This is a genomic window from Enterobacter cloacae complex sp. P14RS (genome assembly GCF_014895895.1).
Lineage (GTDB): Bacteria > Pseudomonadota > Gammaproteobacteria > Enterobacterales > Enterobacteriaceae > Enterobacter > Enterobacter bugandensis.
The window spans coordinates 425,286-439,462 of the sequence record NZ_JADBQM010000006.1 but is presented as its reverse complement, the minus strand read 5'-3'; the positions used below and the strand labels follow the sequence as shown (position 1 = coordinate 439,462).

The 14,177-nt window shown below is 55.2% G+C and carries 14 protein-coding genes; 7 read left to right on the top strand and 7 right to left on the bottom strand.

What is annotated here, in order from left to right; translation table 11 throughout:
• Nucleotides 1-60: 60 nt before the first annotated feature.
• On the top strand, nt 61-633 hold the full coding sequence (locus tag IM295_RS06115; RefSeq protein ID WP_028013848.1) for a DedA family protein: 573 nt from the start codon (nt 61-63) through the stop codon (nt 631-633).
• Nucleotides 634-688: 55 nt separating this feature from the next.
• On the opposite strand, the gene IM295_RS06110 is transcribed toward IM295_RS06115, so the two are convergent.
• The 4 genes from IM295_RS06110 to IM295_RS06095 form a co-directional block, all read right to left on the bottom strand.
• Complete coding sequence (locus tag IM295_RS06110; protein ID WP_193066393.1) at nt 689-1,453, bottom strand: SDR family oxidoreductase; 765 nt, start codon at nt 1,451-1,453, stop codon at nt 689-691.
• 50 nt (nt 1,454-1,503) lie between these two features.
• Complete coding sequence (gene mdtQ, locus IM295_RS06105; RefSeq protein WP_193066392.1) at nt 1,504-2,922, bottom strand: multidrug resistance outer membrane protein MdtQ; 1,419 nt, start codon at nt 2,920-2,922, stop codon at nt 1,504-1,506.
• A 153-nt stretch (nt 2,923-3,075) separates the two neighbouring features.
• Nucleotides 3,076-4,008, bottom strand: a complete 933-nt coding sequence (gene dusC / locus IM295_RS06100) for a tRNA dihydrouridine(16) synthase DusC (RefSeq protein ID WP_028013851.1) — start codon at nt 4,006-4,008, stop codon at nt 3,076-3,078.
• Nucleotides 4,009-4,049: 41 nt separating this feature from the next.
• Nucleotides 4,050-4,847: a helix-turn-helix domain-containing protein gene (locus IM295_RS06095; RefSeq protein ID WP_193066391.1), complete on the bottom strand. Its 798-nt coding sequence runs from the start codon at nt 4,845-4,847 to the stop codon at nt 4,050-4,052.
• A gap of 59 nt (nt 4,848-4,906) precedes the next feature.
• Here IM295_RS06095 and IM295_RS06090 point away from each other — a divergent pair, with 59 nt between their 5' ends.
• The 6 genes from IM295_RS06090 (at nt 4,907) to IM295_RS06065 (ending at nt 10,259) form a co-directional block, all read left to right on the top strand.
• The gene (locus tag IM295_RS06090; RefSeq protein ID WP_047367959.1) at nt 4,907-5,611 is read left to right on the top strand and encodes a type 1 glutamine amidotransferase; all 705 of its coding nucleotides are present in this window, start codon (nt 4,907-4,909) and stop codon (nt 5,609-5,611) included.
• Between the two features lie 190 nt (nt 5,612-5,801).
• Nucleotides 5,802-6,197, top strand: a complete 396-nt coding sequence (locus tag IM295_RS06085; RefSeq protein ID WP_047363090.1) for a CidA/LrgA family protein — start codon at nt 5,802-5,804, stop codon at nt 6,195-6,197.
• Nucleotides 6,194-6,889 carry a CidB/LrgB family autolysis modulator gene (locus tag IM295_RS06080; protein WP_041909023.1) on the top strand — a complete coding sequence of 232 codons (696 nt, stop codon included), beginning with the start codon at nt 6,194-6,196 and terminating at the stop codon, nt 6,887-6,889. The genes IM295_RS06085 and IM295_RS06080 overlap by 4 nt, the downstream gene beginning before the upstream one ends.
• A gap of 129 nt (nt 6,890-7,018) precedes the next feature.
• Entirely contained in the window at nt 7,019-7,903 is an 885-nt protein-coding gene (cdd, locus tag IM295_RS06075) for a cytidine deaminase (RefSeq protein WP_028013856.1), read from the top strand.
• Nucleotides 7,904-8,029: 126 nt separating this feature from the next.
• Complete coding sequence (gene sanA / locus IM295_RS06070; protein WP_028013857.1) at nt 8,030-8,749, top strand: outer membrane permeability protein SanA; 720 nt, start codon at nt 8,030-8,032, stop codon at nt 8,747-8,749.
• Between the two features lie 121 nt (nt 8,750-8,870).
• Nucleotides 8,871-10,259, top strand: coding sequence for a glutamine synthetase family protein (locus IM295_RS06065; protein ID WP_193066429.1), 1,389 nt, complete (start codon nt 8,871-8,873; stop codon nt 10,257-10,259).
• A 49-nt stretch (nt 10,260-10,308) separates the two neighbouring features.
• Here IM295_RS06065 and mglC read toward each other — a convergent pair whose 3' ends face one another.
• From mglC to mglB, 3 genes are all read right to left on the bottom strand, one after another.
• Nucleotides 10,309-11,319: a galactose/methyl galactoside ABC transporter permease MglC gene (gene mglC / locus IM295_RS06060; protein ID WP_013097952.1), complete on the bottom strand. Its 1,011-nt coding sequence runs from the start codon at nt 11,317-11,319 to the stop codon at nt 10,309-10,311.
• Nucleotides 11,320-11,334: 15 nt separating this feature from the next.
• The gene (gene mglA, locus IM295_RS06055; protein WP_028013859.1) at nt 11,335-12,855 is read right to left on the bottom strand and encodes a galactose/methyl galactoside ABC transporter ATP-binding protein MglA; all 1,521 of its coding nucleotides are present in this window, start codon (nt 12,853-12,855) and stop codon (nt 11,335-11,337) included.
• A 79-nt stretch (nt 12,856-12,934) separates the two neighbouring features.
• Nucleotides 12,935-13,933, bottom strand: coding sequence for a galactose/glucose ABC transporter substrate-binding protein MglB (gene mglB / locus IM295_RS06050; protein WP_008500923.1), 999 nt, complete (start codon nt 13,931-13,933; stop codon nt 12,935-12,937).
• Between the last annotated feature and the right edge of the window lie 244 nt (nt 13,934-14,177).

Below are 14,177 nucleotides of genomic sequence, written 5' to 3'. Positions count from 1 at the left end.
CGGTTGATTCATGAGGTATATGTTTAAACGAGGAACGCAGAGGGAGATAACCGTTACGTAATGGATATTAACGCACTCATTGAACAATATGGATATGCCGCGCTGGTCATCGGCAGCGTGGCGGAAGGTGAAACCATCACGCTGCTGGGCGGCGTCGCCGCGCATCAGGGCTTACTGAAGTTTCCGCTGGTCGTCGCTGCGGTCGCGCTGGGCGGCATGATTGGCGATCAGCTGCTCTACTTCCTGGGGCTACGCTTTGGCCCGACGCTGCTCAAGCGTTTCGTTAAACACAAAAAGAAAATCAACCGCGCGCAGCGCCTGATCCAGCGTCACCCTTATCTGTTCGTCATAGGCACCCGCTTTATGTACGGCTTCAGGATTATCGGACCGATACTGATTGGTGCCAGCCGCCTGCCGCCAAAAATTTTCCTGCCGCTGAATATTGTTGGCGCGATAGCCTGGGCGCTGATCTTCACGACGCTTGGTTACGTGGGTGGCGAGGTGATTGGCCCGTGGCTGCATAACCTTGACCAACACCTGAAGCACTGGGCGTGGTTGATTCTGGTGGTTGTGGCGGTGATTGGGGTCAGGCTGTGGATGCGGCACAGAGAGAAGAAGCGGGATGAGGAGTGAGTCAGCCTGGTGCCCCTCACCCCTTTGGGGAGAGGGGTACGTTGAGGGAAACCTGTTACCCTTCCGGCTTAAACTGCGGGTTCGCCAGCATAAAGCCCCCGTCGACGATAAACGATTGCCCTGTGGTATAGCTGGCGTCGCTGTCACACAGCCACGCCACCAGGCTGGCGATTTCTTTGGTGTGGCCCGGCCTTGCCAGCGGGATTTCCGGCATTGACCCTTCCTTCACTTCGCTGTCGTCCATATCGTTCATCGGCGTGGCAATGGCCCCCGGCGCGACGGCGTTCACCAGAATCTTGTGCTTCACCAGCTCCATCGCCATCGATTTGGTTAAGCCGCCGAGCGCATGTTTCGCAGCCGTGTAAGCGCTGGCATCAGGCAGCGGCGTGTGCTCATGCACCGAGGTGATGTTCACAATCCGCCCCCCTTTCCCCTGCTTCACCATCTGCCGTGCCGCAATCTGCGAGCAGAGAAACGCGCCGTCCACGTCGACGGTAAAAATGTTCCGCCAGTCGTCAAACGCCATCTCAAGAAATGGCGCTTTGGTCATCGCTCCGGCATTGTTAACCAGCACGTCCAGCCGGCCGAAACGTGCAATCAGCGTTTCAATGGCTTTAGCGCCGTCCGGGAGCGTGCTTAAATCAAGATGGATAGCCTCTGCACGCTGCCCACGCGCTTCAACTTCACGGCAGGTTTCCAGCGCCCCTTTTTCATCCGAATGCCAGGTGACGCCAATATCAAACCCGCGCTCTGCCAGCATCAGCGCCGTGGTTTTACCGATCCCGGAATCCGATGCGGTTACAATCGCTACTCTGTTCATACTCACCTCCTGAAAAACTGCAAAGAGGTAAGTATAGATAATGACCTTTTTTAGCCATGATGATAGCCGCCGCCCAGCGCTGACGTCAGCTGCAGCGTGGCGTCGAGATACTGGCCTTTCAACATGACGCCTTCAAGATGCTCTTTCAGTGCCGGGATTCTGGCTTCGCTGACCCGCGAACCGGCAATAATACCTGCACTAAAACGCGCCTGCGCCAGCGCCACCACGCGCGCCGCGTCTTTTTCTATCTGCTGCTGGTGACGATTTTTTGCCGTCAGGGTTTCAACTTCACTTGCCGTACGCGCCACCTGATTGACCGCCTCCACCACCGCTTTGTTGTAGTTCGCGACCGAGAGGTTATTCTGCGCCTGGGCGATATCCAGATTAGCGTTCAGCCTGCCGCTGTCGAAGATCGGCAGCGTCAGTCCGGCAGTCACGCCCATCTGCTGGGCTGAAGAGCGGAACAGATCGCTCAGGTGCAGGGCATCCTGCTGTAAGAACGCCATCAGGTTCACGTCAGGATAAAACGCCGCTCGGGCGGCTTCCACCTCGCTCATAGAGGCTTCGATATACCAGTGCGCCTCCTGCAGATCCGGACGGCGTGCCAGCAGTTCATATCCCAGCGTTGACGGTAGCGAGGCTTCGGCTGCAGGCAACGGGTGGCGCGTAAGGTGTGTCGCCGGGGTGCCGGTCAGCGCATCCAGACGCGCTTCAATGGCCTTCATTTTGCCCTTTACGTCGGCCAGCTGTTCATTAGTCTTACTGGCGTGTATATCGGTTTCGACGCCCTCCACCGAGGAGGTAATACCGTGCTGATACAGTTCGCGATCGGCGTCGATAATATTTTCCTGCTCCTGTTTAATCCGGGTAAGAACTTCCCCTGCTTCGGCCTGGGTCTGCCACGCCCAGTAAAGGCGCGCAACGCTGGTTGAAAGCAGCTGACGGGTCTGCTCCAGCTCCGCTTTTTGCGCATTCACTTTACCGATACGCGCTGCAATCCGGGCGCGGTTTTTTCCCCATAGATCGAGATCCCAGCCCGCCGTCAGGCCAAAGGTGCCGTTGGTATACCATGGGCCGGTGGTGCCCGCCGCCGGGTCGGTAAGGGCAAACGGCCCCATCAGCCCCTCTGCCGACATTTTTTGCCGTTCAACATCCGCTGAAAAATCCATTTGTGGGCCATCGGCTGCGATAGCGGCTCTGGCCTGCGCTTCGGCAAGCGTAATGCGCTGCCGGGCAATTTGCATATCGGGCGCATCCGCTATGGCTTTGGCAATAAGCGAATTTAACTGCGGGTCGTTATATTCTTTCCACCATTCATTTTTCGGCCAGTCCGCATGACGAAGTTGGGTATTAACGGACGCGACTGTCGTTTGCGTTTGAATTGGCGACACCGTGGAATGTTCCGGTGCGCAGGCAGCCAGCATAAAAACAAGGGGAGCACTCAGAGATAAAATAAGAAAACGTTTCATTACGCCATGCACTCAAAAAAAATAAAGGCGCAACTTACGCTTGATGACGCGCTATTTTTTAGTAACGCGTGGCAATCCGCAAATTGTCATACACTTACATACTCGGCAAAATATTCACTGAGTGAATTATTTATTTTTAAATATACCTGCCGATTATTTTGACTGTATTACCCGCGCAATATCAGCCGACGTTTGTAGCGTGCGGATCTCCTGAAATAATCCCAGCGCTTCGCTGTACTCTTTGCGTAAATAACTCAGCCACTGTTTAATTCGCGCGACGTGATACAAACCGGTGTCGCCCTGCTTCTCCAGACGGCTGTATTTTTGCAGCAGCGTGACGACGTCTGCCCACGGCATCCGCGGCTCGTTATATTTCACCACCCGGCTGAGGTTCGGCACGTTCAGCGCGCCGCGGCCAATCATCACCGCATCGCAGCCGGTGGCTTTCAGGCACGCCTGCGCGCTCTCGTAATCCCAGATTTCGCCGTTGGCGATCACCGGAATAGTAAGTCGTTTGCGGATTTCACCAATCGCCTGCCAGTTAATGCGCTCGGCTTTGTAGCCGTCTTCTTTAGTGCGGCCATGCACCACCAGCTCGGTGGCCCCGGCCTGCTGCACCGCATCGGCAATTTCAAACTGTCGGGCGTCGCTGTCCCACCCCAGGCGCACCTTAACCGTCACCGGCAAATGCGAGGGCACGGCCTCACGCATGGCTTTCGCGCCGCGGTAAATCAACTCAGGATCTTTCAGCAACGTCGCTCCGCCGCCGCTGCCGTTCACCAGCTTCGACGGACAGCCGCAGTTCAGATCCACCCCGTAAGAGCCAAGCGCTACCGCGCGGGCGGCGTTTTCCGCCAGCCATTCAGGATACTGGCCGAGGAGCTGAATCCGCACCAGCGTACCGGAAGGGGTCCGGCTCTGGCGATGCAGTTCAGGGCAGAGACGATAGAATGACTTTTCTGGCAGCAACATATCGACCACGCGCAAAAACTCCGTCACGCAGAGATCGTAATCGTTCACCTCGGTCAGAAGCTCGCGCACGAGGGAGTCGAGCACGCCTTCCATTGGGGCCAGTAAAACACGCATAGCAGTACCTGTGAAAAAAGACGCGCTATAGTAGCCGCTCTCTATATCGCTGGGAAGCGCTTCTGTTCAGGCAGAAAGTCACCCGGCGTTGCCCCAACAATAGCGCGAAACGCCGCCGCAAATGCCGCCGGGCCGGAAAACCCCAGCATCCAGGCCACCTGCTTAACCGGGTATCCGTTGGCGAGGAGATCCAGCGAGGCACAAATCCTTGCGCGCTGTCGCCAGGCCCGGAAGCTAAAGCCGGTATCGTTGATAAACGCACGTGAAAATGTGCGTTCAGACATCGCGACCCGTTCCGCCAGCCTTTCCAGAGAGAGATCCCAGAGATTGTTGGCAATGATGTCACAGGCCACGCGATGTAAGCGCTCATCCACGGGCATCGGCAGTTCGGCAGAAATCTGCTGCGTCTCGCTGATGATGTCGAGCAGCAAAACGGCCATGCTGCGCTGGCTTGCTGGCCGGTATTCCGCGCTGAACAGCCCGGCAATCAGCTCTTTGAACAACGCTGTGGCCATAATCACGTGAACCTCGTCTTTCCGCTTAAAAGGTTCGCATTGCGAAATCAGTGCCGGGCTAAACCAGACCGCGCGAAGCTCCGTTGCGGATAACACGCTGTAGGTATGTTCCTGAAAGGGAGGGATCCACAGCGCGCGCTGCGGCGGTATGACCCAGCGTTTACTGCCGGTTTCAACCAGCATAACCCCCTTAATGGCAAACAAAAGTTGTCCCTGCGAATGCTGGTGAGGCGGATCGACTTCGCCGCGCGTATAGCGAATTGCCCCTCTTGACCATCCGATAGCATCGTCGTGAATTGGCGTTTTATCGATAACGGTTGGCATTTCACATTCCCCCCTTCCTCTTATGATGCTGCTTGTACACGTAACCAGAGAGAGACGCAATGCACATCCATTTTATTATTCATGAACATTTCGAGGCGCCAGGCGCCTATGAAATCTGGGGGAAAAGTCGCGGCTGCAGTCTGAGCTACACCAGAGTGTATCAGGGCGAACCTTTACCTGAGGAACTGGGGGGCACAGACCTGCTTATCATCATGGGAGGCCCGCAATCCCCCGCCACCACGCTTGAGGAATGCCCCTGGTTTGATGCGCAGGCGGAAAAGGCACTCATCAGCCGCGCGATAGAGGCAGGTAAAACGGTGTTAGGCGTTTGTCTGGGCTCACAGCTTATCGGCGAAGCGCTGGGCGCAGCGTTTTGCCACAGCCCGGAAAAAGAGATCGGCAAATTTCCCGTCAGGCTCACAGATGCAGGCAAGGCGAACCCGCTGTTTGAGGACTTTGGCAGCGTGCTGAACGTCGGTCACTGGCATAACGATATGCCTGGGTTGACGCCGCAGGCTAAGGTTCTGGCTTACAGCGAGGGTTGTCCCCGCCAGATCGTGCAATACAGCGAACGGGTTTACGGTTTCCAGTGCCATATGGAGCTGACGCCGGAGGTGGTAGAGTTGCTGATTGAGCATTCGCAGAATGACCTCCGCCGTGCGGGTGAATTCCGTTTTGTCGAAACGGCGGAAAAACTCCGCTCGCATGATTATCGCGAAATGAACCAGGTGCTGTTTTCTTTTCTCGATAAACTGACCGCCTGACGCTGATACCTTCTCTGGCGCGTGACTTCGCCAGCGCAATCCCTTTCCTCTAAACTGTAGCCTGCACCAGTAAGGTGATACCGGACGTTCCATTCCGGAATGTCTGGTATGCTCAAAATTCATGATGTGATCCGTGGCACATTTTTAGGTTTAATTGTATGATGAATGCGTTTCAGCAAGGACTATCACCATGAGCAAATCATTGAACATTATCTGGCAATATCTGCGCGCATTCGTCCTGATTTACGCCTGCCTGTATGCCGGCATTTTCATCGCGTCGCTGCTGCCCATCACCATTCCCGGCAGCATTATCGGTATGCTGATCCTCTTCGTTTTACTGGCGCTGCAAATTCTGCCTGCAAAGTGGGTTAATCCAGGCTGCTTCATTCTTATCCGCTACATGGCGCTGCTGTTCGTGCCTATCGGCGTGGGCGTCATGCAGTATTTTGATTTGCTCAAGGCGCAGTTCGGCCCGATTGTCGTTTCCTGCGCGGTCAGCACGCTGGTGGTTTTCCTGGTGGTGAGCTGGAGTTCTCATCTGGTACATGGAGAACGTAACGTGGTCGGGGAGAAAACAAAAAAATGATGGCTAATATCTGGTGGTCACTGCCGTTAACCCTGCTGGTATTCTTCGCCGCGCGCAAGCTTGCCGCACGATTTAAAATGCCCTTGCTGAACCCCCTGCTGGTGGCGATGGTGGTGATTATTCCCTTCCTGCTGCTCACCGGCATTCCTTATGAGCGTTACTTTGCGGGCAGCAAAATTTTAAACGACCTCCTGCAGCCCGCCGTTGTCGCGCTTGCCTTTCCTTTATATGAGCAGCTGCACCAGATCCGCGCACGGTGGAAGTCCATCATTACTATCTGTTTTGTGGGAAGCCTGGTGGCGATGATTACCGGCACGTCGGTGGCGCTGTTGATGGGGGCCTCCCCGCAAATTGCCGCCTCTATCCTGCCTAAATCAGTGACCACGCCTATCGCGATGGCGGTAGGCGGCAGCCTCGGCGGTATTCCGGCCATCAGCGCGATGTGCGTGATTTTCGTCGGTATTCTCGGCGCGGTGTTTGGCCACACTCTGCTGAACGGGATGCGTATTCACACCAAAGCGGCGCGCGGGCTGTCGATGGGCACCGCCTCGCACGCGCTGGGTACCGCACGCTGCGCGGAGCTGGACTATCAGGAAGGGGCGTTTAGCTCTCTTGCGCTGGTGATCTGCGGGATTATCACCTCCCTGCTCGCCCCGTTCATTTTCCCGCTGATTCTGGCGGTGATGGGCTAAAATTTGCGATGCGTCGCGCAAATTTCATTTTGATTTCATAAGTTGCATACATAATGAGAAGTGGATCACATATAAAGGCCTTACGGCTCCGTAAACTACCGATCCATTAACCTTTATGAGGCAAACGCCATGCACCCACGTTTTCAAGCTGCCTTCGCTCAGCTTGCAGAGAATTTGCAGTCAGCCCTGGCTCCCGTTCTGGCAGATGCACATTTCCCCGCCCTGCTGACGGCGGAGCAGGTCACGGTGCTTAAACAGGCAACCGGGCTGGATGAAGACGCGCTGGCTTTCGCACTGCTGCCCCTGGCTGCCGCCTGCGCCCGGGCCGATCTTTCCCACTTCAACGTCGGTGCTATCGCGCGCGGCGTCAGCGGAACCTGGTACTTCGGCGGGAACATGGAGTTCCTCGGCGCAACCATGCAGCAGACCGTTCACGCCGAGCAGAGCGCCATCAGCCACGCCTGGCTGCGCGGTGAGAAAGCCCTGAGCGCCATCACCGTAAACTACACCCCATGCGGCCACTGCCGCCAGTTTATGAACGAGCTGAACAGCGGGCTGCAGCTGCGCATTAACCTGCCGGGCCGCGCGCCGCACACGCTGGGGGACTACCTGCCTGACGCCTTCGGCCCGAAAGATCTGGAGATCAAAACCCTGCTGATGGACGAGCAGGATCACGGTTTCGCCCTGTCCGGCGATGACCTGAACCAGGCGGCCATACGCGCGGCGAACAAGAGCCACACCCCGTACAGCAACTCCCCGAGCGGCGTGGCACTGCAGTGCCGCGATGGCCGTATCTTCACCGGCAGCTATGCGGAAAACGCCGCGTTTAACCCAACGCTGCCGCCGCTGCAGGGCGCACTCAACCTGCTGAGCCTGAACGGCTACGATTATCCGGACATTCAGCGTGCCGTTCTGGCCGAAAAGGCCGATGCGCCGCTGATTCAGTGGGATGCCACCGCCGCAACGCTCAAGGCGTTAGGCTGCACGACGATCGACCGCGTCCTGCTGGCGTAAACCTTCCGGCGGACAGAAATGTCCGCCACGTTGCTGAAAAACCCCTCAGTTGAGTCGCTGTTTCTTGCGCTAACCAGGCGGGTAAAGTAGCCTGAGTTAAATTTCATCCACGAACGAGCCATCTTCATGTTAAAGCGCGTTTTTTACAGCCTGTCTGTCCTGGTCGGCATACTGCTGTTTATCGTGCTGGGTCTCGACCGCTGGATGAGCTGGAAAACGGCCCCCTACATCTTTGATGACCTGCAGGATCTCCCCTACCGTCAGGTGGGCGTGGTGCTCGGCACCGCCAAGTATTACCGCACAGGGGTGATCAACCAGTATTACCGCTACCGTATTCAGGGCGCGCTGAACGCCTACAACAGCGGCAAGGTAAACTACCTGCTACTGAGCGGTGATAACGCGCTGCAAAGCTATAACGAGCCGGTGACGATGCGGAAGGATTTGATTGCTGCAGGCGTGGACCCTGCCGATATCGTGCTCGACTACGCCGGGTTCCGCACCCTGGACTCCATCGTGCGCACGCGCAAAGTCTTCGACACCAACGACTTTATCATCATCACCCAGCGCTTCCACTGCGAGCGCGCGCTGTTTATCGCCCTGCACATGGGCATTCAGGCCCAGTGCTACGCGGTGCCGTCGCCGAAAGATATGCTGAGCGTGCGCGTCCGCGAGTTTGGTGCCCGCTTTGGTGCCCTGGCCGATCTGTATATCTTCAAACGCGAACCGCGCTTTTTAGGCCCTCTGGTGCCGATCCCGGCGATGCATGAAGTGCCGGAAGACGCGCAGGGTTACCCGGCGGTGACGCCAGAGCAGCTGCTGGATATGCAGAAAAAAGAGAAAAAATAGGCCTGCCTTTATACTTTCTTTACGCCGGTACTGACGCTTTTTATCCGCCCTTTACGCCAGCTCTTTTAACCTGAGTTCACTGCCGCTACGGCTTCATTGAAGAATGACTATGAACTCGATAATGAATGCGTTTTTCCTCAAGAGTCTCCGCCCTTACTTTAACTTTCCCGGATTATCACTCCCCGGCGCACTTAATTCTGGTCTCTGGCTGGATGAAAAAATTGACGCCCTCCAGCACAATATTGCCGTGGAAGTGGCCGACTATCTGGAACGCTACCCGCAGACGAAACACGTTGACGTTTACCTGAACGATATCAACGGCACGATGCGCGGCAAGCGCCTCACGGTGGAGAGCATGCTGAGTCTGGAAAAAGGCTGTTATTTTCCGCTTTCCGTCTACTCCATGGATCAGAAGGGAAAAATCGCCGCCCCGGTTTATGATGAACCCGACCGGCTGTGCGTCCCGATCGCCGGCTCTCTGCGTCCCTGTCCGCAGGATCCGGAGCATACCGCGCAGATCCTGCTGACGATGAAGGATAGCGACGGTAACCCCTGCCCGCTTGAGCCACGCGCGATACTGCAGAACGTCGTGGCCCGCTTCCACCAGCACGGCCTTTTCCCGGTCATTGCCCCGGAAATCGAGTTTTACCTGACGGGACAGGGCGATCGCGATCCGCAAAATCAGGGCTGTTTTCACATGGACACCTCGTCGGCGCACGCGGCGCTTTTTGACGAGCTGGAACAGCTGGCGCACCTTCAGCACATCCCGCTGTCAGGGGTGGTAGCAGAAGCCGAGTCCGGACAGTACGAATTAAACCTGAAGCACAGCCAGCGCGTCGTAGAGGTCTGTGATAACGTGCTGGCCCTGCGCCGCCTGACCCGCTATGTCGCTGAAAAGCACGGTCTTCAGGCTAACTTTATGGCTAAGCCCTTCAGCCAGCTCTCCGGCAGCGGTTTGCACATCCATTTCAGCCTGAACAACAGCCGTGGCGAGAACGTTTTTGCCTCGCCGGTGAACGCGCTGAGCAGCATGATGCGCTTGTGCATCGCGGGCCAGCTGGCGCTGATGCCCGCCTCCGTCGCCATTCTTGCGCCGGGGGTCAACGCGTTTCGTCGCCTGCGAAAAAACCTGACGGAACCCGTCTTTAACTCGTGGGGGTATAACACCCGCTCCGCTGCCCTGCGCATTCCCTGCTCGGAAGAGAGCAACCGTCGTATCGAGTACCGACTGGCCGGAGCCGATGCGAATCCGTATCTGGTGGCGGCCACAATCCTGACCGGCATGCTGTACGGGCTGGAACATATCGACGATGGGGAACTCCCGGAACCGCAGCAGGACCAACCGGAACTCCCGCTGTTCCAGCAGGAGGCAATTGAGGCCTTCGCCCGCTGTCAGTATCTCACCGACAGCCTGGGCGACGCCTTTTCCGAACAGTGGGTCGCCTGCAAGCTTTCTGAACTCGAGTGGTTTGAGCGCATTGTGACGCAAGAAGAGTCCCATCTGGCATAGGCCATAAAAAAGCCCGCTCGGTGAGCGGGCCGGGTATGGCGAGTGACGATTACTTCTTACGGGCGTACTTCAGTGAATCCAGAGCAACCGCGAAGATAATGATGGCGCCCTTGATGATGTACTGCCAGTACGGGTTCACGCCAATGTAGGTCAACCCGTAGTTGATGACGGTAAAGATGATCACACCGGTGACCACGCCGAGCACGGTACCCACCCCGCCGCTGAAGGAGACGCCGCCGACCACGCAGGCCGCAATCGCATCCAGCTCGTACATGAAGCCAAGGTTGTTCGTTGCGGAGCCGATACGGCCTGCTTCCAGCATCCCGCCGAAGGCGTAGAACACACCGGACAGCGCGTAAATCATCAGCAGGTTCAGGGCAACGTTTACCCCGGACACTTTCGCCGCTTCCGGGTTACCGCCGATAGCGAAGATGTTTTTACCGAAGCGCGTTTTGTTCCACAGGATCCAGACGAACGCCACCGCAATCAGCGCATAGAAGGTAATGTACGACAGGCGGAAGCTGCCCAGCGCGATAAACCCCTGCGTGAAGGTGGAGAAGCCGCTGTCAAAGCCCGAAATCGGCGACGCGCCCACAAAGTCGTAGTACAGGGAGTTGATACCATAAACGATGATCATCGTACCCAGCGTGGTGATAAATGGCGTCACGTTCAGGTAAGCGATGATAATACCGTTGATCAGGCCAATCACCGCCCCGATGGCGCAGACAATCAGGATCACCACGAAAATCGGCATAGTCGCCATCTCCGGGAACACCTTGTTGGCGTTTTCCATCGACTGCAGCAGGGTTGCCGCAATAACCGCCGCCAGGCCGACCTGACGACCGGCAGAAAGGTCCGTCCCCTGGGTGACGATAAGGCCCGCCACGCCGAGCGCAATGATGATACGCACGGAGGACTGGGTCAGAATATTACTCAGGTTCAGCAGGCTTAAGAACGTAGGGTCCTGGAAAATAATAATGGCCAGCAGGACTAAAAGAACAACGTAAATACCGCCTTCTTTCAGGTAAGTGAGAAAACTTTTTTTATTTAACGCACTCATGAGGAGCCCCTGATCTTAAAGGTGCAAAGACGCAAGACGCAAAATTTCGTTTTGCGTTGTCGTTTTGGTGTCAACAATACCGGCAACGAGACCATTGCTCATAACCAGAATACGGTCCGTGATCCCTAACAGTTCCGGCATTTCGGAAGAAATAATAATGATCCCTTTATTCTTTTTCGCCAGCTCGGCAATCAGCTGATAAATTTCAAACTTCGCGCCGACGTCAATACCGCGGGTCGGTTCATCCAGCATCAGAATTTCTGGCTGGGTTAATAACCAACGACCAATAATCACTTTTTGCTGGTTACCACCGGAAAGCGAACCGATTTGGGTACGGTGGCCAGGCGTTTTCACGCGCATGGAGTCAATTACCCACTGGGTATCGCTCTTCATGCGGGAGTTATCCAGCAGCCCGACTTTGTTTTTGTAATTGCGAATATTAGAGATTAACGAGTTAAAGTTAATATCCAGATAAGCATAAATACCGGTCGAACGACGTTCTTCCGTCACCAGCGCAAAACCGTTATTAATGGCTTCGTTGGCATTATGGTTGTTAATTTTCTTCCCGTGCAGCGTGATGGTGCCGTCGGCCTTCTCGCGGATGCCAAACAGGGTTTCCACGATGTCGGTACGCTTTGCCCCTACGAGGCCAGCAATGCCAAGAATTTCGCCTTTGTGAAGGTCGAAAGAAACATCGCGGATGGACGGCTGGCGCAGCGAGGTCAGATTGCGCACTTCCAGGATTACTTCTCCTGGCTTGTTCTCTTTGTCCGGGAAGCGCTGGTTCAGGGAACGGCCGACCATCATGGCGATGATCTTGTCCATGTCCAGCCCTTCAAGCGGCTGCGTGGCAATCCACTGGCCGTCGCGCAGGATGGTAATTTCATCGCACAGCTGGAAGATCTCTTCCATTTTGTGCGAGATGTACACAATGCCGCAGCCGCGTTCTTTCAGCTTACGAATAATGGTAAAAAGGTGATTAACCTCTTTTTCCGTTAATGACGAGGTGGGTTCATCCATGATGACGATTTTCGCATCATAGGAGAACGCTTTGGCAATTTCGATCATCTGCATCTGGGAAACGGATAATGTCCCTACGCGGGCGCGCGGATCGATATCAATATCCAGCTCATCGAAAATCGCTTTGGTGTCGCGATACATTTTGTCCTGATCGACAAACACACCTTTGGTTGGGTAACGTCCCAACCACATGTTATCCATTACCGAGCGTTGCAGTACCAGGTTTAATTCCTGGTGAACCATCGAGATACCGTTTTCCAGCGCTTCTTTCGCTGAATGGAAATCGATCTCTTTCCCCTGAAAAAGAATGCTGCCAGAATCTTTTTGATAGATCCCAAAAAGACATTTTAATAACGTTGATTTACCCGCACCGTTCTCCCCCATTAATGCATGAATAGAGTGAGGACGGACTTTTAAATTAACATTATCGAGTGCCTTAACACCGGGGAAGGACTTGTTGACGCCTGTCATTTCCAACAAGTATTCACCGGACGACTGAGTAGTTGTGCTGACCATAATTATACCTTGTTGGCCTCGCATATCGCGTTATAAAAGGGCGCAACGAATTGCGCCCAGTGAAGACAAAACAAAGATCTTATTTACCGATAAACTCAGCCAGGTTGGACTGGTCTACGCCCACGTAAGGCACGCGAACGATTTTGTTGTCAATTTTCCAGTTGGTGCCATCCGCCGCGCCTTTACCGTCGGCGAGGTTTTTCGCCAGATCGAAGGTCGCTTTCGCCTGGTTGTTGGCATCGTTCAGAACGGTACCGGCCATCGCGCCAGATTTAACCAGCGCCAGCGCTTCCGGCAGGGCATCCACGCCAAATACCGGGATGGACGATTTATTGTGGGCTTTCAGCGCTTCAACCGCACCCATTGCCATCGCATCGTTGTTGGCAATGACCACTTCGATTTTGTTCGCGTTCGGGCCAGACAGCCACGCGTCCATCTTATCTTTCGCCTGAGCGGTGTCCCACATCGCGGTATCTAACGCCAGCTGCTGGGTTTTCAGGCCCTTGTCGTTCAGCTCTTTGATAACATAGGTGGTACGCGCTTCAGCATCCGGGTGGCCAGGCTCGCCTTTCAGCAGCACGAACTGGATCTGACCGTCTTTGTTCAGGTCCCAGTTCGGGTTCGCCGCCCAGTGCTTCGCGATCAGATCGCCCTGAATAATGCCGGACTCTTTAGAGTCGGTACCGACGTAATACGCTTTGTCATAGCTGTCCAGCGCTTTACGGGAAGGTTCTTTGTTGAAGAAGACGATTGGCACGTTCTGGCCGCGCGCTTTCTCAATAACCGTGCCTGCTGCAGCCGGGTCAACCAGGTTGATCGCCAGGGCCTTAACGCCTTTAGCCAGCAGAACGTCGATCTGATCGTTCTGTTTGGACTGGTCGTTCTGGGAGTCATTCATCAGCAGCTGTACGTCTGGCGCTGCTTTCGCATCTTTCTCAATTGCTTTACGCACAACAGACATGAAGTTGTCGTCGTATTTATAGATGGTCACACCAATACGGGTATCCGCAGCGTGCGCTGCTGCACCAAAAAGCATGCTTGCCATTACAGCAGACAGGGTCAACACCTTCTTATTCATGGTATCTCCGGTTTTTTTATGCAGGGTAGTTCTTGTGAATAACGATCGGCAGGCAGGTGTTAATAAAACGTTACTGACAGCCGACGTTCACTTATAAAATTTCTATCTTCCGTGGTCGGTAACGCTCCAGAAATGCGTTTTATTCGTTGTTTGCGGCACATTGGCTATGGTGAAAGCGAATAATCACCGTTACATAGCGTTTCAGCCCCTAAAACGCTGACATCATAGTCAGCGCCTTGTTAAG

Bases quoted from the DNA above. Each gene is read 5' to 3' on its own strand.
- IM295_RS06115 (WP_028013848.1), top strand. From the start codon at position 61: ATGGATATTAACGCACTCATTGAACAATATGGATATGCCGCGCTGGTC.
- IM295_RS06110 (WP_193066393.1), bottom strand. From the start codon at position 1,453: ATGAACAGAGTAGCGATTGTAACCGCATCGGATTCCGGGATCGGTAAA.
- mdtQ (WP_193066392.1), bottom strand. From the start codon at position 2,922: ATGAAACGTTTTCTTATTTTATCTCTGAGTGCTCCCCTTGTTTTTATG.
- dusC (WP_028013851.1), bottom strand. From the start codon at position 4,008: ATGCGTGTTTTACTGGCCCCAATGGAAGGCGTGCTCGACTCCCTCGTG.
- IM295_RS06095 (WP_193066391.1), bottom strand. From the start codon at position 4,847: ATGCCAACCGTTATCGATAAAACGCCAATTCACGACGATGCTATCGGA.
- IM295_RS06090 (WP_047367959.1), top strand. From the start codon at position 4,907: ATGCACATCCATTTTATTATTCATGAACATTTCGAGGCGCCAGGCGCC.
- IM295_RS06085 (WP_047363090.1), top strand. From the start codon at position 5,802: ATGAGCAAATCATTGAACATTATCTGGCAATATCTGCGCGCATTCGTC.
- IM295_RS06080 (WP_041909023.1), top strand. From the start codon at position 6,194: ATGATGGCTAATATCTGGTGGTCACTGCCGTTAACCCTGCTGGTATTC.
- cdd (WP_028013856.1), top strand. From the start codon at position 7,019: ATGCACCCACGTTTTCAAGCTGCCTTCGCTCAGCTTGCAGAGAATTTG.
- sanA (WP_028013857.1), top strand. From the start codon at position 8,030: ATGTTAAAGCGCGTTTTTTACAGCCTGTCTGTCCTGGTCGGCATACTG.
- IM295_RS06065 (WP_193066429.1), top strand. From the start codon at position 8,871: ATGAATGCGTTTTTCCTCAAGAGTCTCCGCCCTTACTTTAACTTTCCC.
- mglC (WP_013097952.1), bottom strand. From the start codon at position 11,319: ATGAGTGCGTTAAATAAAAAAAGTTTTCTCACTTACCTGAAAGAAGGC.
- mglA (WP_028013859.1), bottom strand. From the start codon at position 12,855: ATGGTCAGCACAACTACTCAGTCGTCCGGTGAATACTTGTTGGAAATG.
- mglB (WP_008500923.1), bottom strand. From the start codon at position 13,933: ATGAATAAGAAGGTGTTGACCCTGTCTGCTGTAATGGCAAGCATGCTT.